22 protein-coding genes are annotated in these 24,663 nt (G+C 72.2%); 11 read left to right on the top strand and 11 right to left on the bottom strand.

Features of this window, described 5'->3' with window-relative positions; genetic code table 11:
• Positions 1-86: 86 nt before the first annotated feature.
• Positions 87-1,700, top strand: coding sequence for a glutamine-hydrolyzing GMP synthase (gene guaA / locus CK206_RS06630; RefSeq protein ID WP_269502373.1), 1,614 nt, complete (start codon positions 87-89; stop codon positions 1,698-1,700).
• A gap of 237 nt (positions 1,701-1,937) precedes the next feature.
• Here the strand turns inward: guaA and CK206_RS06625 are convergent, their stop codons facing one another.
• The gene (locus tag CK206_RS06625; protein ID WP_096905920.1) at positions 1,938-2,297 is read right to left on the bottom strand and encodes a hypothetical protein; all 360 of its coding nucleotides are present in this window, start codon (positions 2,295-2,297) and stop codon (positions 1,938-1,940) included.
• Positions 2,294-3,538, bottom strand: coding sequence for a PspC domain-containing protein (locus CK206_RS06620; RefSeq protein WP_096905919.1), 1,245 nt, complete (start codon positions 3,536-3,538; stop codon positions 2,294-2,296). The genes CK206_RS06625 and CK206_RS06620 overlap by 4 nt, the downstream gene beginning before the upstream one ends.
• A gap of 90 nt (positions 3,539-3,628) precedes the next feature.
• Here CK206_RS06620 and CK206_RS06615 point away from each other — a divergent pair, with 90 nt between their 5' ends.
• The 4 genes from CK206_RS06615 to CK206_RS06600 all read left to right on the top strand — a co-directional run bounded on the left by CK206_RS06615 (position 3,629) and on the right by CK206_RS06600 (position 7,311).
• A complete protein-coding gene (locus tag CK206_RS06615; RefSeq protein ID WP_096905918.1) occupies positions 3,629-4,609 on the top strand; it encodes a mechanosensitive ion channel family protein in 981 nt (326 codons plus the stop codon).
• Between the two features lie 11 nt (positions 4,610-4,620).
• Positions 4,621-5,889: an ATP-binding protein gene (locus tag CK206_RS06610; RefSeq protein ID WP_082923711.1), complete on the top strand. Its 1,269-nt coding sequence runs from the start codon at positions 4,621-4,623 to the stop codon at positions 5,887-5,889.
• Positions 5,886-6,611: a response regulator transcription factor gene (locus tag CK206_RS06605; RefSeq protein ID WP_096905917.1), complete on the top strand. Its 726-nt coding sequence runs from the start codon at positions 5,886-5,888 to the stop codon at positions 6,609-6,611. The genes CK206_RS06610 and CK206_RS06605 overlap by 4 nt, the downstream gene beginning before the upstream one ends.
• Before the next feature lie 79 nt (positions 6,612-6,690).
• Entirely contained in the window at positions 6,691-7,311 is a 621-nt protein-coding gene (locus tag CK206_RS06600) for a GDSL-type esterase/lipase family protein (RefSeq protein ID WP_096907330.1), read from the top strand.
• On the opposite strand, the gene CK206_RS06595 is transcribed toward CK206_RS06600, so the two are convergent.
• A complete protein-coding gene (locus CK206_RS06595) occupies positions 7,308-7,709 on the bottom strand; it encodes a DUF6157 family protein (protein ID WP_096905916.1) in 402 nt (133 codons plus the stop codon). The two genes, CK206_RS06600 and CK206_RS06595, sit on opposite strands and share 4 nt — an antisense overlap.
• A 116-nt stretch (positions 7,710-7,825) precedes the next feature.
• Between CK206_RS06595 and CK206_RS19980 the strand changes: the two genes are divergently transcribed.
• On the top strand, positions 7,826-7,969 hold the full coding sequence (locus CK206_RS19980; protein ID WP_167457923.1) for a hypothetical protein: 144 nt from the start codon (positions 7,826-7,828) through the stop codon (positions 7,967-7,969).
• Between the two features lies 1 nt (position 7,970).
• On the opposite strand, the gene CK206_RS06590 is transcribed toward CK206_RS19980, so the two are convergent.
• The gene (locus tag CK206_RS06590) at positions 7,971-8,924 is read right to left on the bottom strand and encodes an L-lactate dehydrogenase (RefSeq protein WP_096905915.1); all 954 of its coding nucleotides are present in this window, start codon (positions 8,922-8,924) and stop codon (positions 7,971-7,973) included.
• Positions 8,925-9,007: 83 nt separating this feature from the next.
• On the bottom strand, positions 9,008-10,288 hold the full coding sequence (locus tag CK206_RS06585; RefSeq protein WP_096905914.1) for a DUF2254 domain-containing protein: 1,281 nt from the start codon (positions 10,286-10,288) through the stop codon (positions 9,008-9,010).
• Between the two features lie 403 nt (positions 10,289-10,691).
• Here CK206_RS06585 and CK206_RS06580 point away from each other — a divergent pair, with 403 nt between their 5' ends.
• Positions 10,692-11,231, top strand: coding sequence for a hypothetical protein (locus CK206_RS06580; RefSeq protein WP_253701770.1), 540 nt, complete (start codon positions 10,692-10,694; stop codon positions 11,229-11,231).
• The gene (locus CK206_RS06575) at positions 11,228-12,880 is read left to right on the top strand and encodes a DNA polymerase Y family protein (protein WP_067712735.1); all 1,653 of its coding nucleotides are present in this window, start codon (positions 11,228-11,230) and stop codon (positions 12,878-12,880) included. Before CK206_RS06580 ends, CK206_RS06575 begins: the two co-directional genes overlap by 4 nt.
• Positions 12,881-12,912: 32 nt before the next feature.
• Here CK206_RS06575 and CK206_RS06570 read toward each other — a convergent pair whose 3' ends face one another.
• A complete protein-coding gene (locus CK206_RS06570; RefSeq protein WP_067712563.1) occupies positions 12,913-13,554 on the bottom strand; it encodes a hypothetical protein in 642 nt (213 codons plus the stop codon).
• Between the two features lie 86 nt (positions 13,555-13,640).
• On the opposite strand from CK206_RS06570, the gene CK206_RS06565 reads away from it, so the two are divergent.
• Both CK206_RS06565 and CK206_RS06560 read left to right on the top strand, forming a co-directional pair.
• On the top strand, positions 13,641-14,564 hold the full coding sequence (locus CK206_RS06565) for a sucrase ferredoxin (RefSeq protein WP_067712561.1): 924 nt from the start codon (positions 13,641-13,643) through the stop codon (positions 14,562-14,564).
• Between the two features lie 33 nt (positions 14,565-14,597).
• Positions 14,598-17,921 (top strand): error-prone DNA polymerase, encoded by a 3,324-nt coding sequence (locus tag CK206_RS06560; RefSeq protein WP_173674778.1) that lies wholly within the window; start codon positions 14,598-14,600, stop codon positions 17,919-17,921.
• Positions 17,922-17,926: 5 nt separating this feature from the next.
• On the opposite strand, the gene CK206_RS06555 is transcribed toward CK206_RS06560, so the two are convergent.
• The 5 genes from CK206_RS06555 to CK206_RS20280 form a co-directional block, all read right to left on the bottom strand.
• A complete protein-coding gene (locus CK206_RS06555; protein WP_205475868.1) occupies positions 17,927-18,958 on the bottom strand; it encodes a C4-dicarboxylate ABC transporter in 1,032 nt (343 codons plus the stop codon).
• An 83-nt stretch (positions 18,959-19,041) separates the two neighbouring features.
• Complete coding sequence (locus CK206_RS06550) at positions 19,042-20,151, bottom strand: acyl-CoA dehydrogenase family protein (protein ID WP_096905912.1); 1,110 nt, start codon at positions 20,149-20,151, stop codon at positions 19,042-19,044.
• A gap of 73 nt (positions 20,152-20,224) precedes the next feature.
• Positions 20,225-21,151 (bottom strand): NAD-dependent epimerase/dehydratase family protein, encoded by a 927-nt coding sequence (locus CK206_RS06545; RefSeq protein ID WP_159981087.1) that lies wholly within the window; start codon positions 21,149-21,151, stop codon positions 20,225-20,227.
• Positions 21,148-21,936 (bottom strand): pyridoxal phosphate-dependent aminotransferase family protein, encoded by a 789-nt coding sequence (locus CK206_RS06540; protein ID WP_254050504.1) that lies wholly within the window; start codon positions 21,934-21,936, stop codon positions 21,148-21,150. The genes CK206_RS06545 and CK206_RS06540 overlap by 4 nt, the downstream gene beginning before the upstream one ends.
• Entirely contained in the window at positions 21,857-22,381 is a 525-nt protein-coding gene (locus tag CK206_RS20280; protein ID WP_254050503.1) for an aminotransferase class I/II-fold pyridoxal phosphate-dependent enzyme, read from the bottom strand. The genes CK206_RS06540 and CK206_RS20280 overlap by 80 nt, the downstream gene beginning before the upstream one ends.
• A gap of 157 nt (positions 22,382-22,538) precedes the next feature.
• Here CK206_RS20280 and CK206_RS06535 point away from each other — a divergent pair, with 157 nt between their 5' ends.
• Positions 22,539-24,662, top strand: a complete 2,124-nt coding sequence (locus CK206_RS06535; protein WP_096905911.1) for an MMPL family transporter — start codon at positions 22,539-22,541, stop codon at positions 24,660-24,662.
• The last annotated feature ends 1 nt before the right edge of the window (position 24,663 follow it).

Here is a 24,663-nt window from a genome sequence, read left to right as displayed (position 1 = left end):
GGGTCGTGGTGGGGTTCATTGTGAACCCCGGCACGGGGGATGTGGCCGAGTTCGGCGGATGGGCCGCGGGGCCTAGACTCGACCCCGTGGCCGAGAACGCACAGACCGACTCCCAGATCGCCGCCGAGGCGGTGGCGCCCCGCCCGGTACTCGTGGTGGACTTCGGCGCCCAGTACGCGCAGCTCATCGCGCGCCGCGTGCGCGAGGCGCGCATCTACTCCGAGGTGATCCCGCACACCGCGACGATCGAGGAGATCCGCGCCAAGGATCCCGTCGCCCTGGTGTTGTCCGGCGGACCAGCGAGCGTGTACGCCGAGGACGCGCCCTCGCTCGACCCGGCGGTGTTCGATCTGGGTCTGCCGGTGTTCGGCATCTGTTACGGCTTCCAGGCGATGGCCGGTGCCCTCGGCGGCGAGGTCGCGCACACGGGTAGCCGCGAGTACGGCCGCACCGACGTGAGCGTGTCAGGCGGCCTCCTGCACGCCGGCCTGCCGGAGCACCACCCGGTGTGGATGAGCCACGGGGACGCGGTCACGGCCGCGCCCGAGGGGTTCACCGTCACCGCGTCGTCGTCCGGTGCCCCGGTCGCCGCGTTCGAGTGCACCGAGCGGCGCATGGCCGGAGTGCAGTACCACCCGGAGGTCCTGCATTCGCCGCACGGCCAGCAGGTGCTGAGCCGCTTCCTCACCGAGGTGGCGGGGCTCGAGCCGACGTGGACCGCGTCGAACATCGCCGACCAGCTGGTGGAGGCCGTCCGCGAGCAGATCGGCGACGGCCACGCGATCTGCGGCCTGTCGGGCGGCGTCGACTCGGCCGTCGCGGCCGCCCTGGTCCAGCGTGCGATCGGGGACCGCCTCACGTGTGTGTTCGTCGACCACGGACTGTTGCGTGCGGGCGAGCGTGAGCAGGTCGAGAACGACTTCGTGGCCGCCACCGGTGCCCGCCTCATCACGCTGGACGACTCCGATGTCTTCCTCGGGCACCTCGCCGATGTCACCGACCCGGAGACCAAGCGCAAGATCATCGGCCGCGAGTTCATCCGGTCCTTCGAGCGGGCGGTGACGCAGGCGCTCGAACTCCAGGGTTCCGGTGAGGCCGCCGCCTCTTCCGTCGACTTCCTCGTCCAGGGCACCCTCTACCCGGACGTCGTCGAGTCCGGTGGCGGAGCGGGTACGGCCAACATCAAGAGCCACCACAATGTCGGCGGACTGCCGGACGATGTGGAGTTCACGCTCGTCGAGCCACTGCGGTTGCTGTTCAAGGACGAGGTCCGCGCCGTGGGCCGTGAGCTCGGTCTGCCCGAGGCGATCGTCGGCCGCCACCCGTTCCCCGGTCCGGGCCTGGCGATCCGCATCGTCGGCGCCGTGGACCGCGACCGACTGGAGACCCTGCGCGCGGCGGACGCGATCGTGCGCGAGGAGATGACCGCGGCGGGCCTGGACTCCACGGTGTGGCAGTGCCCGGTGGTCCTGCTGGCCGATGTCCGGTCGGTGGGCGTGCAGGGCGACGGCCGGACGTACGGTCATCCGATCGTGCTGCGGCCGGTGAGTTCCGAGGACGCCATGACCGCCGACTGGACGCGCGTGCCGTACGAGACGCTGGCGCTGATCTCCAACCGCATCACCAACGAGGTCCCGGACGTCAACCGGGTCGTGCTGGACGTGACGAGCAAGCCGCCGGGCACCATCGAGTGGGAGTGAGCCGCCCCCGCACGCCCACACCACCCCACCGCCCCCACCGCCCGGGCATCCGCTCCCGCGCCTGAACTCTCGCTCGCGCGCCTGTACGTTCCGGATACAGCCGCCCCCCGCGATGGCGTCTGGCCTGCCCCGCGGCTCACGCGAGACGCCTTCGCGGCGGGCGGCTGTCCACGCCGCCGACGAATTCGGGGCCGATGGATGGCGCAGGGGCCGTGCGGCGCGTATCGCGGTCGGGCGTCAGCGGCGGATGACCATCATCAGTCCCACGAGCACCGCCAGGACGAGTCCCGCGGCCAGCAACGCCGTCGGGGCGATCGCGGGCGCTCCCAGGATCGCCCACACCGCCACTCCCAGCGAGGTCACGCCGGCCAGGGCGAGCACCGGCGACCCGAACCGCCGGTGCTCCACCACCTCGACGGCGCCGGCCGGGGTGGTCGCGGGCTCGGGGGAGACCCCGAATCCGAGCGGTTCGGGTGTCGGGTATCCGGTGCCGTAGGGCAGCGGGTCGTACAGCTGCGGGTCGAACCGCGGCGACTGCTCGGGCGGGGCTCCCGCGGTGGAGTGGTGGCGGTCGTCTGCGGGCGTGTTCGTACTCATCGGGTGACCTTCACGCTTCCCATCTCGGTGGTGATGTCCAGGGTCAGGATTGGCCCGTCGGTGTCGGCGGGCGGGTCGGGGCAGTCGACGGAGCCGATCTCGGTCCGGCAGTCGGCCTGCACGGCGAGCCCGTCGGGCAGCAGCACCCGCACCTCACCGACCTCGTTGGTGATGCTGTAGCTGCGGTCGCGGTCCAGTTCGAGCTCGCGCATGTCGACGGTGACGGTGCCGACCTCGTGGGTGACCGGCGTGTCGAGCTGGGCGGGGGAGGTGATCTCCACCCGCTCGTCGCCGAAGGTCTCCCAGCCACCCGTGGGGACCTGGACCGACAGGGCGAGCAGCACGAACCCGACGAGTGGTCCGGCCACCACGAGCAGCCCGTACCCGCGGCGGGTGACGGCGCCGACGAGCAGCCCGCCGGCCACCACCGCCAGGGCGATCGCGGCGATGCGCGTGGTGTCGAGCCAGGTGAGACCGGCCAGGGTGGACAGGCCCGTGGCGACCGCCGCCGCGATGAGTGCCAGGCCGATCGTGACCTTGGTCAGCCGCGACCGGGGCCGGGTCGGTTCGACCGGGGCGGGGGCGAGGCCGGGTTCGGGCAGGTCCCACGCGAACGGGGCGGCGCCGAGCGGATCCCACGACGGCGGCACCGGGGGCCCGAAGGGGGCGTCGGGGCCGGAGCCGGGCGCCTGGGAGGCCCCGGGCGCGCGCCACGGCCCGGCGTCTGTGGCCGCGCCCCTCGACGCGTCGGAGCCGTGCGTGGTGGGGGGCCGCACCGCGGAGACCTCCGCCCACCCGGCGGGTGGTTCGGGGGTGCGCCGGTGCAGGCCGTACCAGCCGGCGAGCATCGCCGCGACCATGAGGAACCCGGCGCCGACGAGGAGGGTCTCCCCGGAACCGCCGAAGGTGGGGGCGGAGAGGAGGACGACGACGACGAGGATCACCGCGGTGACCTTGGAGCCCGACGCCCGGCCCTTCCCCAGGAGCGCCTCCCCGGAGGAGACCTCGTCGCCGGCGGAGCGCAGGAGCAGCCACATCAGGGCGTACAGGAACACGCCCGCCCCACCCCACAGTGCGGCGACGACGAACGCGACGCGGAAGAGGACCGGGTCGACGCCGTAGCGCCGACCGAAGCCGCCGCAGACGCCGGCGATCCTGGAATCGTCCGGGGTCCGGACGGGACGGGTCCGCCACAGGGAGCGGAGCTCTGACGGGAGGTCGGGGGTGCTCGTTCTGGACATGACCCCATCGTGCTCGGCGGGAGTCCGCGGCACATCGGGGTCCGACCCTGATTTCCGACCCCGAGGCCGCCGGGGAGGGAGGATGGCGGGATGGTCGACACCGTCATGGGTTTCCTGGGCTCCGACGAACAGCTGCGGCTCTTCGGGGTGACGCTGGTCGGGGTCAGCGGGCGGACCGTTCTCAAGGTGCTCCTCAGCATCCTGCTGTTCGTGCTGCTGTCGCTGTTCACGTCGATCTCGCGGGCGGTGATGCAGGCGATCACCGGGCCCGCCGGGTCCGCGTCGAGGTTCTGGACGAAGCAGAGTCTGCAGCTGTTCACCGCCGTCGTGGCCGTGCTGGCGCTCTTCTCCATCTGGGTGACCCCGGGAACCGACCTGACCGTGGGGGTCGGACTCGTCACCGCGGGCCTGGCGTTCGCGTTGCAGAAGGTGATCGCGAGTCTGGCGGGATACTTCGTCATCCTCCGGGGGCGGGTGTTCGCGGTCGGCGACCGGATCGCCGTGGGTGGGGTCCGGGGCGATGTGATGTCGCTCGGTTTCCTGCGCACGACCGTCATGGAGATGGGATCCCCGTCGTCGATGGCCGGCGCGGAGACCGGCAACTGGGTACCGAGCCGTCAGTTCACCGGCCGGGTGGTCACGGTGTCGAACGGCGTCATCTTCGACGAGGCGGTCTACAACTACACCCGCGGGTTCCCCTTCCTCTGGGAGGAACTGTCGCTCACGCTGCCGTTCGACGTGGATCTCCGACGTGTCGACACCGTGTTCCACGCCTGCGCCGACCGGCACACGAGGGAGCTGAGCGACGAGGCGATGGCGAGCATGCAGCAGATGAGCCGCATGTACGCGGTCGATGTCCGGGAGTTCGGGCCGCAGGTGTTCATCTCGCTGCAGGAGGACGGGATCCTCGCCACCGTCCGCTTCGTCGTGGGCAGTCACGGTGCGCGGGCGGTCAAGGACGCCATCTCCCGCGACCTGGTCGCCGGATTGCGGGAGGGGGGTGTCTCGCCGGCGAGCGTGGCCGTGGATATCCGGGTACTTCCCGATTCCCCTCGGGGCGATGATCTGTGACGATGGCGTCCATGAGTGAGAACGCGACCGATCCCGCGCCGGCCACCGCGGTCCGGTCGGCGTCCCCGGTCGCCGGACCACCGGCGCGGCCCCCCGTGGCGACGACCGACTTCCGCTGGTATCCGCGGTTGACCCGGGGCAGCGACGGATCCGTGGTCGCGGGCGTGTGCGTGGGCCTGGCCGACCACCTCGGGGTGCGGGTCGTCCACGTACGCCTGGTCATGGTCCTGCTGGCCACGCTCTCGGGCGCCGGCGTCGCCCTGTACTCGGCGCTGTGGGCGCTCACCCCGACGGGGCCCGCGCCGGCGGGCGCGGGCCGGGGCGACGAGCGCGAGCGCAGACGCGGCATGGCACTGGCCGTCGTGGCGGTGGCGGGCGCGGTGCTCTCGTTCATGGTGACCACCGCCACGGGACTGAGCGTCATCGTCCCCGTCCTCGTCGTGGCCCTGGGTGCCGGGCTGGTCTGGCAGCAGTACGACGGTGGGGGACGAGTCGCGCCGCGGTCGGTCTTCGACTGGGCCAGGGTCACCGCAGGGGCCACCCTCGTCGTCGTCGGGCTCGCCGTCGTGGTCCTCGGTCAGGTCGAGTTCGCCGCGCTGCGGTCGTCCCTCCTCGCGGTCGTGGCCACCCTCGTCGGCGTGGGACTGCTCAGCGTGCCGGTCGGACTGCGACTGTGGCGGTCCCTCGAGGAGGAGCGCGCGGCGCGGATCCGCGAGTCCGAACGCAGCGACATCGCCTCCCACCTGCACGATTCCGTCCTGCAGACCCTGGCACTCATCCAGAAGAGGTCCGATGACCCGGGCCAGGTGGCGCGGCTCGCCCGCCGGCAGGAACGGGAGCTCCGACAGTGGCTGTTCGGCGCCGGCTCCCGGATGTCCTCGGGCGCGGCGACCTTCGCGGGGGCGGTCGAGGTGATGGTCGGCGACGTCGAGGACGTCTACGGACTGCGGGTGGACCAGGTCGTGGTGGGTGGCGACGGCCCGGTCGGCGACGCCGGGGAGGCGGTCCTGGGCGCCGTCCGCGAGGCCCTGGTCAACGTCGCCAAGCACGCCGGCGTCGACACCGCCGACGTGTTCGTGGAGAACGACGGACGCACGCTCAGCGCGTTCGTCCGCGACCGCGGACGCGGCTTCGATCCCGATGCCGTGGGCGGCGACCGCCACGGGCTCGCGCAGTCCATCCGACACCGCGTGGAGAGCCGCGGTGGGACCGTGCGCGTGCGCAGTACGCTCGGGCGCGGGACGGAGATCGGGATCGAGATGCCGCTGGAGGACGAATGACGGACGGGCCGCAGGACGGGTCGGGGGAGTCGATGTGCCGGGTCTTCCTCGTGGACGACCACGCGGTGTTCCGCAGCGGGGTCCGTGCCGAACTCGCCGGGCAGTCGACCATCGAGGTCGTCGGCGAGGCGGGTTCCGTCGCCGAGGCCGTGACCGGCATCGACCGGGTGCGTCCCGACGTGGTGCTGCTCGACGTGCACATGCCCGACGGCGGTGGCGTGGCCGTGCTGCGGTCGGTGCTGGGGGCCGACCCGGGCGGCGTGGCCGATCCCGCCCGCGCCCCGGAACCGACCTTCCTCGCGCTGAGCGTCTCCGACGCCGCCGAGGACGTGATCGCCGTGATCCGGGCCGGCGCGCGCGGCTACGTCACCAAGACCATCACCGGCGAGGACCTGGCAGACGCCGTGCGCCGCGTCGCCGACGGGGACGCCGTCTTCTCCCCGCGACTGGCCGGGTTCGTGCTGGACGCGTTCGCCCGCGCCTCCCCGGGCCCCGCCGATCGTGGCGAGCCCGTCCACGACCCCGAGGTCGACTCGCTCACCCCGCGTGAGAAGGAGGTGCTGCGGCTGCTGGCCCGCGGCTACACCTACAAGGAGATCGCCGAGGAGTTGTTCATCTCGGTCAAGACGGTGGAGACCCACGCCTCCAACGTCCTCCGCAAGACCCAGCAGTCCAACCGGCACGCGCTGACCCGCTGGGCGCAGTCCCGGCACCTGGACTGATCCCCGCGGCCGGCCGGCCGGAGTGGTTTCTCGCCCGGGTCGGCTCCGCGCACCCACCCGGACCGATAGCGTGACCGGGATGAGCGAACCGCGCGACCTGCCCGTGTGCATCATCGGTGACTCGTTCGTGGCCGGATACGGCGATGACACGGGCCGCGGGTGGACCGCGCACCTGATCGAGGCCGGCCCCGCGGCCGGTGTGCACATCCACGCCGCGGTCGCCGGGATCGGCGGGGACACCTCCGAGATGATCCTGGCCCGCTGGGACGAGGTCGATCGTCGGCGGGCCGCGTTCCCCACGACCGCGGTGATCGCGGAGTTCGGCGTCAACGACGTCATGGAGCACGAGGGTGCGTTGCGCGTCGACGAGGCGGGTACCGTCGCGGCGCTGCGCGGAATGATCGACCGGGCGCCCGAGGGGCGGTTCCTCGTGGTGGGGCCGCCGCCGGTGGTGTGGGACGAGGTCAACGAGCGGATCGCGGCCCGGGCCGAGACCATGGCGCAGGTGTGCGACGAGGCCGGGGTGCCGTTCGTGCCGACCTTCGACGTGTTGCTGGCGGGTGGTCAGTGGATGCGCGAGGTCGCCGCCGGCGACGGCGCCCACCCCGGGCCCGGCGGGTACGAGCAGTTCGGCCAGGTGATCTCCGGTCCTGTGCTCGAGTGGTTGCGTCTCCTGCCGGATGTCGAGCCGGGCTACTAGCGGGAACTCTTCATGGCGGCCCTGACCGTCACCGTCGGGTCCGCCTCGAGCTCGGCCACGCGCGTCGAGTCCATGGGCAGCAGCGCGATGCGCCCGTCGGAGTCGAAGTGCAGCGCCCAGCCGTAGGTCTTGGCCAGCGGGGAGGTGCGCAGGCACGGTTGGCCCGTGGAGAAGAACCGTTCGCGTTCGGCTGCGCGGTCGACCTCGGCTATATCCTTGCGCTGGCAGTACACGTCGAAGATCAGGTCATCGCTCGTCCACCTGTAGTCCTCGCCCGAGAGTCGTTCGTACTGCAGCTCGGCCACCGACCCCTTCCCGGAGGGCGGGGCGGTCGCCGCCACGGCCCTGGTGTCCGGGGCGGGCAGGATCAGGGTGTCGGTGTAGTGGGTGGTGTGCATTGTGCGCCTCTGTTCCTGTAGCGGTTCTGGGTGTCCGGTCGTCCCGGCGGTGAGGTGATGGTCTCCGGTAACCTGATTGTCGTCGTACGCCCCGTACGGCGGCAGGAGGATGAATCATGACGAGTCCGCAGAACCCTGACCGTGTCGGCGAGCATTCCGAGGAGCCCGCGGACAAGGCCCGGTATGACCACGACGACGCGGTCGCCGACGAGTGGGGTGACGAGTCCTTCCCGGCCAGTGATCCCCCCGGCGCGCTCTGAGTCAGCGCAGGATCTCGAACTGTTCGGACACCGCCCGCAGTGCACTCGCGCTGCGGGCGAACTGTTCGCGTTCGGTGGTGTCGAGCTCCAGCTCCACCACCCGCTGGACGCCGGTCCGCCCGATCACCGCGGGCACCCCGATGAAGATCCCGTCCTGGTCGTACTCGCCCCGCAGCAGGGTGGAGACCGGTAGCGAGACCTGCTCGTTGCGCAGCACCGCCCGGGTGATGCGGGCCAGCCCCATCCCGATGCCGTAGCTGGTGGACCCCTTCGAGTCGATGATCCGGTAGGCGGCGTCCCGGGTCTCGTCGAAGATCTGCGTCAGACGTTCCCGCTTGGCCGGGTCGCCCGCCAGGTCGCGGCGCAGCGGCACCCCGGAGACGTTGGCGGAGGAGAAGACCGGCAGCTCGGTGTCGCCGTGTTCCCCGATGATCGAGGCGTGCACGCTCATCGGTGCCACGTCGTAGTACTGGCCCAGCATGAACCGGAAGCGCGCCGAGTCGAGGATCGTGCCGGAGCCGATGACCTGCGCGGCGGGGAGCCCGGAGTAGCGCCACGACGCCTGGGTGAGGATGTCGACGGGATTGGTGGCCACCAGCAGGATGCCGTCGAACCCGGTCGCCATGACGTCACCGACGATGTTCTCGAACAGCGTCATGTTCTTGCCCACGAGGTCGATGCGGGTCTCGCCGGGTTTCTGGGCTGCGCCGGCGCAGATGACCACCATGGTGGCGTCGGTGCAGTCGGCATAGGTGCCCTCGGTGACGAGGGTGGGGGAGGGCGCCCACACGACCCCGTGGTTGAGGTCCATGACCTCTCCGAGGAGTTTGTCGTGGTCGATGTCGATGATGGTCAGATGGTCGGCCAGCCCCTGGTTGACGAGCGCGTAGGCGTAGGCGATACCCACGTCCCCGGCGCCGATGAGCACGATGCGATTCCCGACGGAGGCCTTCATGCCCGCAAGGGTAGAGGCGTGGGGTCGCCGCCCGGAGGGTATCGGAGGAACGTCGGTGGGCCCTGCCGTCCGGCTCGGCCCCGCTATCCGGCGGCGTCCAGTACGGCGCGGTGACGACGCTCGATGGTGATCCGGTCGTCGGCGTTGCGGGTGGCTTCGAGGGCGTCGTCACGGAGCTTCGTGGCGTGGTGGGTGAGGACCGCACGACGGTCGGGGTCATCGAGGACCTGCGTCGCGACGGCGAGGACGTCGAGAATCCTGATGCTGACCGCTGGCGCACCCGCACCGTACTGCCGCATCTGGTCGAACATCGTGGCGACGAGGCCGGCGAAGTCGGAGGTCGCCACGACGAGGCGGACCTCCCCGTCCCTGGCGTGCACCCCGGTCGGCCATTCCCTGTCCTCGAGGGTGCACAGGGCGTCCCCGAAGCGGTCCACGACGTCGACGGCGGTGAACGGGTCGTTGGTCCCGGGGCTCAGGGCACGCGTGCCCACCTCGGCGAGTAGACGGACGGCGTGCTCGACATCCTGGTCGCGGGTACGGGATTCACCGACCGTGAGGGCGGGCATGATGCCCTCGGGCAGGGTGGGGACGGCCTCGGCCACGGGGGAGTTCGGATAGAGATAGTCCCCGGGTCGCACGAGGAGCCGGATCGTCGTCCCGGTCTCGACGGCGAGTTCGACGAGCCGCCCGTGGTCGACGAGCTGCAGGTAGCCGCCCTTCTCCACGAGGAGAGTCTCCGCGTCCGCCCAGAACTCCTCCTCTGGTGGGGGCAGCACATCGCGGTCCGGATCCGTCAGTTCGGTGGCGGTGAGCAGGGAGGAACGTAGATCCGTGGTGAGGAGGTTCACGACGCGGGTGGTGTTGATCGACCCGGTGACGTGGCCGATGAAGTACACGAGTGCGCTGATGCACCCGAGCGCCAGGATGAGGGCGAGGGTGACGTTGTACTGGGGGACGAACGGGGTCCCCTCGTCGCCACCGGTGACCGTGCGGAGGCTGTAGAGGCTGAAGGCGAAGGTGGAGATGAAGACGCCCAGTGTGATCTGGTTGCCGCGGTCCTCGGTGAAGTTCTGGAGCAGGCGCGGCCCCATGGTGCCGGCGGCGTAGGAGAGGGCGGCGATGGTGATGGAGAAGACGGTGCCGCCGACGCCGATCGAGCTGCTCGCCACGGCGGCGAGGATGCTCCGGGAGCCCTCCACGCCGCCGCCGTAGATCCAGGAGGCCGCCTCGTCACTCGTGCCCGGGTTGGTGGACAACCACGCCCCCAGGTGGGCGAGGCCCAACGCGACGAGGGTCATCACGGCGGGGAGAAACCAGAAGCGCCGGCTGATCTGTCGGAGTCGGAAGCGTAGTCCGGCCATGGCTGTCCTCTCTGTGGTGGACACAGCGTAGCCGGTGGGTCCGACGGTGAAGCGCGTTCCGGCCTGTCGAACAGGTGTTCTTGCGCGATGTCGTACCCGTGGTGTTCACTGATCGCGTACTCGAAAAGCCATTCGATCAATGGTCTGTCCGGCGTGTCGGACCCGGTGGGAGGTGGGGATGATGGTAGTGGCGACGTCACCTGTCGACCTGTCCGGCCTCGGCCGGGAGGAGCGTGTCACGGAGCTGCGTCGCCGCCTGGCCGCGATGCCCGGCGGCGGTGCACCCGCCGCGGTTCGCGCCCAGGCCCCGGCAGGGCCGGCTTCGGTCGTCTCTGCGCCCTCTGCTCCGGCTGCCCCGGCTGCCCCCGTTGCCCCCGTTGCCCCCGCGGAAGCGGCGGAGATCGTGGTTCCCGGAGTCGCGGTTCCGGGGTCGGTGGCGCCCCTGTTGCCGGGTGGGGTGCTGCCCGCGGGCCGCGTCACGGCGGTGTCCGGCAGCGCCACCCTACGGGTGGGGTTGCTCGCCGCGGCCACGGCCGCCGGTGCCAGGTGTGCGGTGGTCGGATGGCCGGAGCTCGGCGTGGCCGCGGTGGCCGAGCAGGGAGGTCGACTGGACTGTCTGGCGCTGGTCCCGGATCCCGGCCCGGATCCCGCAGCGGTGGTGTCCGTCCTGCTCGACGGGCTGGACCTGGTCTTGCTGGGGCCTGGTGTGGCCCCGGTCGCCCCGTCCCGTGCGCGGGTGCTGGCGGGGCGGGTCCGAGCCGCTGGCGCGGTGTTGCTCGTGGGCGCCGGGTGGCCCGGGGCGGAGCTGACACTGGCGGGGCGGCACTGCCGCTACGGCGGACTGGGTGTGGGCGCGGGTCGGCTGGCCTCGGTCTCCACGGTGGTGCGCTGTTCCGGCCGGGCGGCACCCGCCCGGACCGCGGAATGGGTGGCGGCGGGATGAGCGCCCGGGTCATGGCGGTGTGGTGCCCGGACTGGCCGACGGTCGCGGCGGCACGGGCCGAGGGGCACGGGCTGCATCTTCCGTTGGCGGTCGTCGGGCCCCGGGGGGTGCTCGCGTGCAACGCCGTCGCCCGCGCGGTGGGGGTGCGTCGTGGTCTGCGCCGGCGTGAGGCGCAGTTCCGCTGTCCCGAACTCGTGGTGGTCGCGGCCGACCCGGCCCGGGACGCCGCGTGGTTCGAGCCCGTGGTGCAGGCGCTCGATGCCGTCGTCCCGGGTATCGAGGTGCTGCGCCCCGGACTGTTCGTGTTCTCCGCAGCGGGTGCCCTGCGCTTCCACGGTGGGGTCGAACAGGTCGTCACCCGCGTCGTCGACGCGGTGGCGGCCGCCGGCGCGGAGTGTCAGGTGGGCCTCGCGGACGAATTGCCCACGGCCGTGCTCGGGGCCCGCGGTTCGGCACTGCTGGAACCAGGTGGGGACGCTGACTACCTGGCCGGATTGCCTGTGGACGCACTCGTGGTGGAACCCGCGTTGGGGGACCCCGAGGTGCTGTCCGAGTTGGTCGGGTTGCTGCACTGCCTCGGCGTGCGGACGCTCGGCGACTTCGCCGCGCTACCGCCGCGTGATGTGGCCACCCGCTTCGGGGAGGGGGGTGCGGTGGCGCACCGTATCGCCCGCGCCGTCCCGTGGCGTCCGCCCTCGGTGTCCGCGGTGCCCACGGGGTCGGCGGTCGAGCACCGGTGCGACCCGCCACTGGAGCGTGTCGACGAGGCCGCGTTCCTCGGCCGGCGGCTGGCGGGGGAGTTGCACGCCGTGCTCGCCGCGTCCGGCGTCTCGTGCCTGCGTCTGTCCATCACCGCCCGGGTGGAGGGCGGTACGGAGGTCAACCGGGTGTGGCGGTGCTCATCGCCCCTCACCCCGGAGGGCACCGCCGATCGGCTCCGCTGGCAACTCGAGGGTTGGCTCACCGGGACCGCGATCGCCGGTGGGGCCGGGGGCGCGGTCACCGCCCTCGTCCTGGAACCGGTGGAGGTGGTCCCCGCCGGCCGCGTACAGGAGGGGCTCTGGGGCGAGGCCGGGCTCGCGGAGGCCCGCGTCCACCGCGCACTGGTGCGGGTCCAGGGTCTGCTCGGGCCCGAGGCGGTCCGTGTGCCCGTGGAAGTGGGTGGCCGCGGGCCGGCCGAGCGGGTGCGGTCACTGCCGTACGGTGACGCCCCGGCCGAGCCCGCCGCTCAGGGGCCGTGGCCGGGGGCGCTGCCCGCCCCCTCGCCGTCGGTGGTGTGGCCGGGGCCGGGCTACCGGTTGGAGATCCGCGAGAGCGGCGACCCGGGAGCCGCCGTCGCGGCGCGGGTGGCCCTCGTCAGGGGAGTCGTGCTGCGCAGTGCAGCCGGAGATGTCGTGGGGGTGACCCCGCGGGGTCTGCTCAGCGGCAGGCCTGCCGCGGTCGAGGTGGGCGGTCGCCGTTGCGCGCTGCTCGGCTGGTCACGGCCGTGGCCGATCGACGAGGCCTGGTGGGAGCCGACGCCCGACGGCGAGCCTCGCCGCCCTCGGGCCCGCATGCAGGTCGTCCCCGAGCGTGCGGCGGCATTGCTGCTCTGCGGCGTGCTCGGGGACGAACAGGGGAACTGGATCGTGGAAGGAGTCTACGAATGAGCCGTTCGCGGATGAGGCGCCCCCGGCGCGGCTCAGCGCTCGATGTCGACCACCAGGCGGGTCGGGTTCTGCAGCAGGAAGGCGGAGAATGCCCGGTCCGAGCCCTCGAGGCCGATCACGGACTGCGCCTGCCCCTCGAACTGTCCCGTGAACGCCACGCCCGCCACCCCGGTCGCGTCGTCGCCGGCCACGGTGCCCACGGGGACCTCCTCCATGCCGGTCTGGGTGGGCAGGACCTGGCCGCCGATCGTCACCTGCAGGAAGGAGTCGCCCGGCACTTCCACCGGAAAGCCGCTGCCCTGCTGGGCCGGGCTGTCCACATAGTCCACGGAATAGCTCGGGGTCCCGCGGCCGTCGAGTTCGAAGACCACACGGTCCTTGCCCTGGAAATTGCCCATGCGGATCTCGGATACCACCAGTTCTGCGCGTCCGGCGGCAGCGTCCGCCTCCTCGCGCTTGGGGGCGGAGTCCGTCGGGCCGGCGGTGGGGTCGGCGGCCTCGGTCTCCTCCGGCGCCAGAGCCTGCGCCAGGGCGGCCGGGGAGGATCCCGCAGTGGTCGTCTGGCTGGTGGCGGGGGCGTCGGTCGAGGTGTCGGCCCCGCAGCCCGCCATGGCCAGGGACGCGGCGGCGGTCAGGGCGGCGGCCGCTGCGAGGCGGCGATGTCGGGTACGCATGGCCCCAGCTTAAGTCCCTCTCATCACTTTTGTCCCACGAGGTGGCTACAGTTACACCACGTCGCGCGGTGGGGCACCATGGGGGCGTGTCAGTCATCGATCCCACCCCACTCACTGCCTGGTGTTCCCTCCAGTCGGCCGATGAGCCGCCCGCCGGTACCGCGGCCCACGAGGAATCGTGGGTCCTGTTGGAGGTTCCCGCGCGCTGGGGACGCGATATCTTCGACGGCGAAGCCCTGGGCGAGGAGCTGTCCGAGCGACTCAAGGAACATGTCTCGGCCTGCGGATCCCGGATGCTCTTCATCCGGCGCCCGGGCCGCGAGGGCCAACGCATCGACCGTCACCGTTTCTACCTGTGCGACACCAGGCCCGGCCGGCGGAGTATCCGGGTCGGCCGTGTCGACCGTCCCGCGGACATGCTCGACCTGGACCTCTCGCCCGGTGGGCACGTGGCGGGTACCCGCGAGATCTCGGCCCCGGTGCCGCTGGTGTGCACCCACGCCAAGCGTGACCAGTGCTGTGCGGTCCGGGGGCGTCCGGTCGTGGCCGAACTGGATGAGCTGGTCGGAGCCCGCCTGTCCGCGCTCGATCCGGACGCCGCGGTGTGGGAGTGCTCCCACACCGGCGGGCACCGCTTCGCCCCGGTCCTGCTGCTCCCCGGCACCGGCTACACCTACGGACCCGCGGAGGCGGATCTCGCGGCCCGCATCGTCGAGGCCGAACTGGACGGTCGGGTCGTCACCGAGCACCTGCGGGGTCGCAGCACGTGGGCGCCGGCCGGGCAGGTGGCAGAGGTCGCCGTCCGGGAGTCCGGCGTGGAGGCGGGGATCGACGATCTCATCGTCGACGTCGACCCGGATGACCCGCTCGTGGTCGTCGTCCGGCACACCGACGGACGCGCCTGGCGGGTCGAGGCAGGGAAGCGACCGCTCCCGCCACGCCAGCAGAGTTGCCGCAAGCCCGCCGGCGAGGCCTCGGCGTGGGTCGTGGAGTCCCTCACCCTGCTCTGAATCGACCCACCGACACCGGGCGGGTGAGCACCGGTGAACTGGTACCACGGACCCAGGACGTGGTCGGAACTCGAACGGGTGCTCTCCGGACGACCGGGCCCGCGAGGGGCCGAGAACCCGCACCCCGGCGACGGCAGCGACGCCCCCGCCTGGTCACGCAAGCGTGGTGGGTACACGGCCCCTCCGCGGGCCCGCGCCCGGGGGCGAGTGCCGTACGCGGAGCTGCACGCCCACACCGCGTTCAGCTTCCTCGACGGGGCCTCCTCTCCCGAGGCCATGGCCGAGGCGGCGGCGGAACTGGGGCTCACGGCGCTCGCGATCACCGACCACGACGGGTTGTACGGGGTCGTGCGCTTCGCCGAGGCCGCCTCCGAGCTGGGACTGGCCACGGTGTTCGGGGCGGAACTCTCGCTACCGGGCGGCGAGCACCTGCTGGTCCTGGCCAGGGGTGAGGAGGGCTACCGGCGGTTGTCGCGCTCGATCGCCCACGCCCACCTGCGGGGTGGGGCAAAGGGCGAACCGCGGTACGAGATGACCGAGCTCGCGGAGGCGGCCGGCGGTCACTGGTATGTGCTCACCGGCTGTCGTCGAGGCCGGGTCCGTCGGTCCCTGGAGCGCGGCGGGACGGGGGCGTCCGACTTCGACATCCCCGCTGCCGGTGCGGCCCTGGACCAGCTCGTCGAGCTGTTCGGTCAGGACAGGGTGGTCGTGGAGCTGACCTGTCACGGGGTTCCCGAGGACACGGAACGATGCGACGCGTTGGCGGGTCTCGCCGCGCAGGCGGGCCTGCCCGTCGTCGCGACCACCGCTGCCCACTGCGCCGGGCCGGAGGACGCGCGACTGGCCTCGGTCATGGCGGCGCTCGGTGCGCGCGACGCACTGGAGACCCACGCAGCGCACCTGCCCGCCGCGGGCGGGGCGCACCTGCGCTCGGGCGAGGAGATGACGGAACTGTTCGACCGCTGGCCCGATGCCGTGGCCGGGGCGGACAGGCTGGGCCGGGAGTGCGCGTTCGACCTCCGGCTCATCGCCCCGCAGCTACCTCCGTTCGACGTCCCCGAGGGTTACACCGAGGACACGATGCTCGCCGAGCTCGCCTACGCCGGCGCCGCCCGTCGCTACGGGACACGCGAAGAGGCCCCGGAGGCGTATGCGCAGATCGACCGCGAACTACAGGTGATCGCCGAACTGGGCTTTCCCGGGTACTTCCTCGTCGTCCACGACATCGTCGAGTTCTGCCACCGCGAGGGCATCCTCTGCCAGGGCCGCGGCTCGGCCGCCAACTCGGCGGTCTGCTACTCGCTGGGGATCACCAACGTCGACCCGGTGGGCGCCCAGCTGTTGTTCGAGCGGTTCCTGGCGCCGGAGCGAGACGGTCCGCCGGACATCGACGTGGACATCGAGTCGGGCCGTCGGGAGGAGGCCATCCAGTACGTCTACTCCCGGTACGGCCGGAACCACGCCGCCCAGGTCGCCAACGTCATCACCTACCGCGGACGATCGGCCGTGCGGGACGTGGCCCGGGCCCTGGGCTACTCCCCGGGGCAACAGGACGCGTGGTCGAAGAGCGTCGACCGGTGGTCGGGGTTGAAGAACCACGAGAGGGAGGCCACCGAGCACACCGTCCCGCCCGATGTGCTCGCGCTGGCACGGCGGCTCGTCGGACTGCCCCGCCACCTGGGGATCCACTCGGGAGGCATGGTGATCTGCGACCGCCCGGTGGCGGACGTGGTACCCGTCGAGTGGGCACGCATGCCGGGACGGACGGTCCTGCAGTGGGACAAGGACGACTGCGCGGCGGTCGGGCTGGTCAAGTTCGACATGCTGGGCCTGGGCATGCTCACCGCACTGCATCACGCCATCGACCTCGCGGCGGAACACAAGGATCTCGACGTGGACCTGGCCCGGTTGGACCTCGCGGACCCGAAGGTCTACGAGATGCTGTGCCTGGGCGACTCGGTGGGTGTGTTCCAGGTGGAGTCCCGCGCACAGATGGCCACCCTGCCCCGGCTCCGACCGCGGACGTTCTACGACCTGGTGGTCGAGGTGGCGCTCATCCGTCCCGGCCCCATCCAGGGCGGGTCCGTGCACCCCTACATCCGTCGCCGCAACGGCCGGGAGAAGGTGGTGTTCGACCACCCCGCGCTGGAGGAGGTGCTGGGACGCACGCTGGGGATCCCGCTGTTCCAGGAGCAGCTCATGCAGATCGCCACCGTCATCGCGGGCTTCACCGGAGCGGAAGCCGACCAGTTGCGCCGCGCGATGGGGTCCAAGCGGTCACCCGAACGGATGGCCCGACTGAAGGAACGGTTCTTCGACGGGATGCGCGACCTGCACGGGATCGGCACCAGCCCGCCCGGGACCCCGGTCACCGGGCCGGAGGTGGGGGAGCGGATCTGGGAGAAGATGTGCGCCTTCGCCAACTACGGCTTCCCCGAGAGCCACTCCCAGTCCTTCGCCGCCATCGTCTACTACTCCGCATGGTTCAAGTGCCACCACCCGGCGATCTTCTGCGCGGCGCTGCTGCGCAGCCAGCCCATGGGCTTCTACTCGCCGCAGTCGCTCGTCGCCGACGCCCGCCGGCACGGTGTCACCGTGCACCGCCCGTGCGTCAACCGCTCACTCGGTGGGGCCACCTGCGAGAACGATGGTGCCGAGGTGCGCCTCGGACTGGAGTCGGTCCGGGCGATCGGTGAGGACCTGGCCACCGCGATCGCCGATGAACGCGACACCCACGGCCCGTACACCTCCGCCGCCGACGTCGCCGGCCGCACCGGCCTGTCCGTCCGGCAGATGGAGGCACTCGCCACCGCCGGGGCGCTCGACTCGCTCGGCACCGGGGGCCGTCGGTCCGCCCTGTGGTCGGCGGCCACCGCGGCCCGCGAGAAGCCCGGCATGCTGCCCGGGCTCAGCCAGGTCGACGCCCCGGCCCTGCCCGGCATGAGCGTCCTCGAACTCACCTCCGCCGACCTGTCGGCCACCGGGATCAGCCCCGAGGAATACCCGACCGTCCACGCCCGGCCGTGGCTCGACTCCCGCGGCGTATGCACCACCGCCGGGCTCGCCCACGTCCCCGACGGCAGCCGCGTCGAGGTCGCCGGAGCCGTCACCCACCGGCAGCGCCCCGCCACAGCGGAGGGCGTGACCTTCCTCAGCCTCGAGGACGAGACGGGCATGACCAACATCGTGTGCTCGGTCGGCCTGTGGGCGCGATACCGGCCGATCGTCTCCGCGTCCCCGGCGCTCATCGTCCGCGGCACCGTGGAGAACCGCTCCGGCGCGGTCAGCGTGGTGGCGGACAAGATCGAACGCCTGCACCTGGGCATGGCGATCGGCCGCAGCCGGGACTTCCGATGACCGCCCTACGATGTCCGCGCCCACAGCACGGCGCGGACGCTCGCGACCGCACAGAGCAGCCAGATGCCACACAGGGCGACCACGGTCACCAGGCTCGCGGCCGCCCAGCCGAGGTGATGGGCGCCCAGCGCGCAGGTGCCCAGCGGGTAGGCCATCGCCCACCAACCCGGATTGAACGGCATCCGGGCGAGGAAACCCCGGATGGTCGACACCACCGCGAACGCCCCCAGGCCGGCACCGGCGATCAGGACGACAGCGCCGTACAGTCGGGCGATCCCCGCCTGACCCGGCCCGGCCAGCACCTGCGCGGCGGCCGCCGACTGGCCGACGATGCCCAGCGGGATCCAGGTGGAGGGCGACAACGCCACCGGAACGGGGGTGCGGAACCACGCGTGGTGATAGGCCATCGTGATGACGGCGCCGCCCAACCCGAGGGCCGCGATGAAGCCGAAGGTGCACACCGCCACCACCGCCGTGCGCACGGTGGGGGAGTCGATCTGCCCGGCCAGGACACCGCCGGTGGTCGCCGAGACCATCGGCGGCACCATCGGCAGCGCCCACGTGGGCAGCGGATGGGCGGGACGGGTGGTGAACAGCCAGACGGCGAACCCCGTCGCGGTGGCCAGGCCCAGGACGGTGCCCGCCCCCCACAGCGCCGCGTCCACGCCGAACGCGACCGTGGACAGGGACGGGGCACGCGCGTCGACCACGACGAAGCTCGCCGACCCCACCGCCAACAGACCCATCGAGACCATGCCCCACAACGGCAGCATCGCCGCGTCCCGCACCGACCGGGTCCAGACGTCAGGGTCCCGGACGATCGACCGCGCGAACCCGGCGCCCAGACCGACCAGCAGCAGCCAGCCCAGGGCCAGCATGACGAGCGCGAGCGGCCCGAAGCCGGGCACGCGCTCGGCGTGGATCTGCAGGAGGGCGGAGAGGCCGCCCGTCCCCATGACGGCCCCGAACCAGGCAGGTCCGGGGCCGGGTACGGCGGGCGCCCCGGGGCCGGGTCCTGTCGCTGGGGCCGAAGTCACCAGGACACTATGCCGGGGCCTCGTCGTCGTCGGATCCCCGGCCCCTCACGGCGCCCGGAAGGGGCTCGGGCGCCACAGAGGGCTCAGACGTAGCGGAAGTCCTCGCCGCGCGCCCACTGCACCAACCGGTCGGCGGTGTCCCGGCGCGACGGGGGGTGGTAGCCGAACACCTGGACGGCCTCGAAGGCGTACGCGAGCTCCGGGTCCTGCATGTACGCGAAGCCCCCTACTGCCTCGCGGACCAGGGACTGCACCCGGACCAGGGCGTCGCGCATCGACCACCGGACCAGCGCGAGTCGCGCGGAGACGTCGCCGCCGCGGGCGCCCTCGTCGAACTCGCGGGCCACGGCGTGCAGGGCTGTCCGAATGGTCTCGACCTCGGCGAGCGCGGAGGAGAACACCTTGGGGTCGAGCCGGTGCCGGTCGGCCAGCCGCTCGACCAGTCGCGTCGCCACCCCGAGGTAGCAGCCGCTGATCAGCAGCCCGAACCACAGGTAGCCGGTCATCTCGTGGACGTCGTCGGGGTCGTTCTCGGAGGTGAGAAAGACCATGTCGGCGCCGACCCGGACGTCGTCGAGGACCAGGGCGTCGCTCTCGGCCGCCGCGAGGACGGGGCTGTTCCAGAACGGCTCCCGACGCAGACCCTCGGCCCCGTCGAAGACCAGGACGACGGCCCGCTCCGAGTCGTCCACCAGGGCGCTCGCCACCAGGAGGGTCATGGACCGGGCGAGGCTGCAGGGGGCCTTGCGGCCGGAGAGCAGGTAGCCGTCGCCGTCGCGGCGAGCGGTCATGGTCGGGCGGAACACAGAGCCCCCGGGGGAGCCCTCGGAGAAGCCGGAGGCCATCACAGTGCCGTCCTCGACCAGCGCCTTGATGAGGTCGCGCTCGTCCTGGGAGGCGTCCTCGGCCGCCTCGAACAGGGTCGCGCACGACAAGTGGTGCATCGTGGTGGCGGCGGCCAGCGAGGGGGCGACGGCCCCGATCGCGGTCTGGAAGCGCACAGCGTCCACCGCGCTCGCCCCCGCGCCCCCCAGAGAGGTGGGGACGATGAGTCCGGTCCCGCCGGTGGCGGACCAGTCGGACACGGCGGTGCTCGCGGAGCTCTCGTTGGCGAGGAGCCCGTTCTGGTACAAGCGCTCACGCAGCCGGGGGGCGTAGTGGTCGAGGGTCTGGTTCTCGGTGGTGAGGAGCATGGGGCCCTTTCGGTGAGGGGTCGGCGGAGGGGGTCAGCGGGCAGGGATGGCGGGCAGAGTCGGCGGGGGCGGTTCAGCCGGCGAGCATGAGGCGGGCGGCCTCGGTGCAGTCGTACCGCGGCTGCCACCCGGTGGCGTCCCGGAGTCGGCGCGAGGTGGTGACCGGTTCCCCGCGGGTCACCCAGTGGGAGGAGTAGGGGAGAAGGCGCAGTCGGAAGCCGAGGTCGGCCAGGAGTCGGGCGGGACCGAGCGGCACGGGGACGCAGATCGAGCGGTTCATCCGGCACAGGTCGGCGACGGTCACCGCGCCCTCGGGGCCGAGGTTGAACTCGCCGTCGACCCGACCTTCGACCCCGGCCAGGACCACCCGCAGGTAGGCGTCGACGAGGTCGTCCTGGTGCAGGAACTGGAAGTAGGACCGCCCGGGGCTCGGGTAGAGGACGACGCGCGAGCGCATGGTCTCCAGCCCGGAGTTGGCCATGTCCGGCCCCACCACGTAGGTGGGGCGCAGGACCGCCACCGCCATCCGGCCGCCGGATTCCCGTCGCCACCGGCGCACATCCTCCTCCATGAGCGCCTTGTGGTGGAAGTAGTAGTGCTCCTCGCCGGCGCCGATGGCGGCCATCTCGTCGATGACCTCGGCGCCGCCGCGGGGGCCGTAGGCGTTGATGCTCGAGGTCATCACGCACACCCGGGCGCCGGCGGCGTCGGCCGCGAGGAGCACCCGCCGCGACCCGTCGACGTTGACGATGCGCGCCGAGTCCTTGTCGCGCGGCTCCTCGACCATGAAGGCGCAGTGGATCACCGCGTCGGCGCCGGCGAAGACCTCGTCGAGGTCGTCGGTGGCGAGGTCGATCTGATGCTGTTCGATCTTCGGGTCCAGGACCCGTAGCGGCGACCGGGCCAGTGCGACCACGCGCTCGACGTGGTCGCGGCCGACCAGTCCGCGCAGGAGAGCTGTGCCGACGTCGCCGGACGCCCCGGTGAGGACCACCCTCACGACGCCGCGTCCAGGCGGGTGGCGGCGAGGGCGTGGGCGATGGACACCGCCGCCCCGACCAGCTGTTCCTCGGTGTGGTCCGCGGTCACGCACAGGCGCAGGATCGCGCCGGCCGCCGGGACGGCCGGGTGGACCGCGACACCCGTGTACACGCCGGCCTCGAGCAGCAGGTTCCACGTGTGGACGGCGCGGAGGTCGTCCCCGACGGGGACGGGCACGATGGGCGACCAGGAGTCGTCGGGCAGCCCGGAGTCGCACTCGATCCCCTTCCCGCGCAGTTCGGTGCGCAGGAGGATTGAGTTCCGGCGGACCGCGTCGGTGCGCCGGGCGCCCTCGTCGGTGCGCATCAGCCGGATCGAGGCGAGGGAGGACGCGGTCGCGGCGGGCACCGAGGAGGTGCTGAAGATCATTGGCCGTGCGGTGACCCTGAGTCCGGTCACCAGCTCGGCGCTGCCGGTGATGAACCCGCCGCAGGAGGCCGAGGACTTGGAGAACGACGCCATGGTCACGTCCACGGCGTCGACGGTCCCGGTCTCGTCGACCCGCCCCCGCCGGGTCGGTCCGTAGAGGCCCATCGCGTGGGCCTCGTCGACCATGAGCGCGGCCCCGAACTCGCGGGCCAGGTCGGCGACCCCGGTCAGGGGCGCGAGGCTGCCCTCCATCGAGTAGAGAGAGTCGACGACGACGAGGATCTGGTCCGGCGACTCACCGCGGGCCGCTACCAGGGCTTCCTCGAGCGCACTCAGGTCGTTGTGGCGGAACGGGTGGACGGAGGTCCGCGCCATGCGGAGCCCGTCCCGGAGCGAGGCGTTGTGCGAACTCGTCGATGACGACCGCGTCCCGCCCGCCGACCAGGGCCGCCAGGGTGCCGAGATTGGTCTGGTACCCGGTCGAGAAGCACAGCGCGTCCTCGGTGCCGAACCAGTCGGCGATCTCCGCCTCCAGCTCCTCGTGCAGCGACATCGTGCCGTTCAGCAGCCGGCTCCCGGTGCTGGCCGACCCGAACCGGCGGACCGCCTCCGTGGTGGCCTCGATGACCTGGGGGTGGTTGGCCAGGCCGAGGTAGTTGTTGGAGCCGAGCATGATCCGGTCGACGCCCTGGACGTTGCTCGTGGCACCGGAGCTGGAGTGCATTGTCCGGTAGTAGGGGCTCTGGCCGGCGTCCTGGAGGGACGAGAACAGCCGGACCCGGTCGTCAGCGGCGAGGCGGTCGATGAGGGGATGGTTCACGGGTGGTCCTTCCGGTGGGCTACCCCGGGTATTCGTGTCGTGGGTGCGGTCGGATGGGTCCGACGTCGACCTTTCCTGAACGCGCCGATGTCCGGGTCGGCCATCCGCGCACGGGCGGGCGACGAATGAGTGGGGCACACCGACCGCAGGGAGACCTATGAGCCATAGAAGCGACGTCCGGACGCGGCGGCGGGCGCACCGATGGCGGTCGGTCCTGGCGAGAGGGTGGCCGCTCGCCGCGGCCCTGGTCCTCGCGGTGCTCGGGGCGCTCTCCGCCGGGGGAGTGGAGGAAGCGCTGACTCCCGGGGGGTTCCGCGCCGATTCCACACCGTCCGCCGTCGCCGAGAGTCGGCTCAACGCGGAGCTGGGGGTGGGCACCCCCGACCTGATCGTCCTGGTCTCGGGCTCGGAGCCCGCCGCGGTCGCCCGAGACAGCGAGGCGGTCGCGTCCTTCCTCACCGGCGCCGGGGGAGTGGGCGGCGTGGCCGTCTCGCCGGCGCCGGGGGACGGGCCCACGGTGGTGACCGCGGTGCTGTCCGGCGACGAGTCCGAGTCGAGGCGCACCCTGGACACGGTCCGCGAGACCCTGCCCCCGCCCGGAGAGGGTGTCGAGAGGCAGCTGACGGGCCGGGCCGAGGTGCTCCGCGAGGACGACCTACTCGGGCGAGAGGATCTGGCCCGCGCCGAACTCATCGCCGTCCCCGTCACCCTCGTCCTGCTGGTGCTGTTCTTCGGATCCGTGGTGGCCGCCGCGGTCCCGGTCGCGATCGGCGTGCTCGCCATGCTCTCGACCTTTGTCGTCCTGTCCGGACTGGTCCACCTGATCGACGTCTCCGTCTTCGCCCTCAACCTGGTGATCGGTCTCGCACTGGGGCTGGCGATCGACTACAGCCTCCTCGTGGTGACCCGGTTCCGCGAGGAGTTGGCGGCCGGGGCGGACCCGCCCGAGGCAGTCGACCGCACGATGAGGCGCTGCCGAAGGACCATCGTCGTCTCGGCGGTGACGGTCGGATTGTGTCTGGCCGCGCTCACGGCGGTCGACATGCCCTTCCTGAGGTCCATGGCGATCACCGGTGTCGCTGTGGTCGCGCTCGTCGCCACCCTCACCCTGGTGGTGCTGCCCCCGGTCCTGCGGGTCCTCGGTCGGAGGATCGACGCGTGGTCCGTGCGGCGGGTCGACCCGACCCGGCCAGGGCGCTCGGTCACCGCACTGCTCGGGGTGTCGCGTCGGCACCCGGTCGCGGTGGCGCTGGGAGTGTCGGCACTGTTGTTGATCCTGTTGACGCCCGCCTTCGGCCTCCGGCTGGGCACTCTCGACGACAGGGTCCTGCCGCCGGATGCCCCGTCCAGGGTGGCGGCCGAGCGTCTGCGTGACGAGCGTCCGGACCTCGGGTCCGATCCCCTGATCATCCTGGCGGACCGGGTCGACCCCGGCGCGTTGGCGGAGCGGGTGTCGCGCATCGACGGAGTGACGGCGGCACGGGGCCCTGACGGCAGGGTGTCCGACGGGCTGGCGGTGGGGCCCGGGGAACCCGCCCTGAGACAGCGCGCCGTGGCCGCGGTGGAGGTGGTGACGGACCCGGGGCTCTCGCAGCCGGAGCAACAGGACCTCGCCGAGCGGGTCCGCGACTCGGTGGCCCCCGCCCCGGTGGCGGGAACCTACTCCGACGATGTCGACACCCGGCAGGCGGTCACCGACCGTGCGGTTCCGGTCGCCCTGCTCGTCATGGCGGTGGTCCTGCCCCTGGTCTTCCTGCTGACCGGTGGCGTGGTGGTCACCCTCAAGACGCTGCTCATGGCGGCGCTGAGCCTCACCGCGACGTTCGGTGTGATGGTCCTGGTCTTTCAGGAGGGGCACCTCGCCGACCTGGTGGGGGTCACGGCCACCGGGGTGGTGGATTCCTCCTCGCCCCTGCTCATGGCGTGCCTGGCCTTTGGCCTGTCGATGGACTACCAGTTGTTCCTGCTCTCGCGAGTCCGTGAGGAGTACGACCGCCACGGAGACACCACCCGGGCCGTGGTCGACGGTGTCGGGCGGACCGCCCCTGTGGTGGGTGCCGCGGCGGTGCTCGTCGCCGTGGTGTTCCTGGCCATCGGAACATCGGGGATCAGCGTGGTCCGGATGCTCGGGTTCGGGATGGCGCTCGCCGTGCTGGTGGACGCGTTCGTCATCAGACTGTTGCTCGTACCGAGCGCGATGCTCATCCTCGGGGACGCCAACTGGTGGGCGCCCCGGCCCCTCCGGGTGGTCTTCGACCGACTGCGGATCCGGGAGAGCTGAT

Source organism: Dietzia sp. WMMA184 (assembly GCF_002441635.1).
GTDB classification, from domain to species: Bacteria; Actinomycetota; Actinomycetes; order Mycobacteriales; family Mycobacteriaceae; genus Dietzia; species Dietzia kunjamensis.
This window is presented reverse-complemented; position numbering and strand designations above follow the sequence as displayed.

Bases quoted from the DNA above. Each gene is read 5' to 3' on its own strand.
- CK206_RS06600 (WP_096907330.1), top strand. From the start codon at position 6,691: ATGAGCGAACCGCGCGACCTGCCCGTGTGCATCATCGGTGACTCGTTC.
- CK206_RS06590 (WP_096905915.1), bottom strand. From the start codon at position 8,924: ATGAAGGCCTCCGTCGGGAATCGCATCGTGCTCATCGGCGCCGGGGAC.
- CK206_RS06625 (WP_096905920.1), bottom strand. From the start codon at position 2,297: ATGAGTACGAACACGCCCGCAGACGACCGCCACCACTCCACCGCGGGA.
- CK206_RS19980 (WP_167457923.1), top strand. From the start codon at position 7,826: ATGACGAGTCCGCAGAACCCTGACCGTGTCGGCGAGCATTCCGAGGAG.
- CK206_RS06620 (WP_096905919.1), bottom strand. From the start codon at position 3,538: ATGTCCAGAACGAGCACCCCCGACCTCCCGTCAGAGCTCCGCTCCCTG.
- CK206_RS06585 (WP_096905914.1), bottom strand. From the start codon at position 10,288: ATGGCCGGACTACGCTTCCGACTCCGACAGATCAGCCGGCGCTTCTGG.
- CK206_RS06570 (WP_067712563.1), bottom strand. From the start codon at position 13,554: ATGCGTACCCGACATCGCCGCCTCGCAGCGGCCGCCGCCCTGACCGCC.
- CK206_RS06595 (WP_096905916.1), bottom strand. From the start codon at position 7,709: ATGCACACCACCCACTACACCGACACCCTGATCCTGCCCGCCCCGGAC.
- CK206_RS06535 (WP_096905911.1), top strand. From the start codon at position 22,539: ATGAGCCATAGAAGCGACGTCCGGACGCGGCGGCGGGCGCACCGATGG.
- CK206_RS06605 (WP_096905917.1), top strand. From the start codon at position 5,886: ATGACGGACGGGCCGCAGGACGGGTCGGGGGAGTCGATGTGCCGGGTC.
- CK206_RS06615 (WP_096905918.1), top strand. From the start codon at position 3,629: ATGGTCGACACCGTCATGGGTTTCCTGGGCTCCGACGAACAGCTGCGG.
- CK206_RS06540 (WP_254050504.1), bottom strand. From the start codon at position 21,936: ATGGCGCGGACCTCCGTCCACCCGTTCCGCCACAACGACCTGAGTGCG.
- CK206_RS06610 (WP_082923711.1), top strand. From the start codon at position 4,621: ATGAGTGAGAACGCGACCGATCCCGCGCCGGCCACCGCGGTCCGGTCG.
- CK206_RS06550 (WP_096905912.1), bottom strand. From the start codon at position 20,151: ATGCTCCTCACCACCGAGAACCAGACCCTCGACCACTACGCCCCCCGG.
- CK206_RS06575 (WP_067712735.1), top strand. From the start codon at position 11,228: ATGAGCGCCCGGGTCATGGCGGTGTGGTGCCCGGACTGGCCGACGGTC.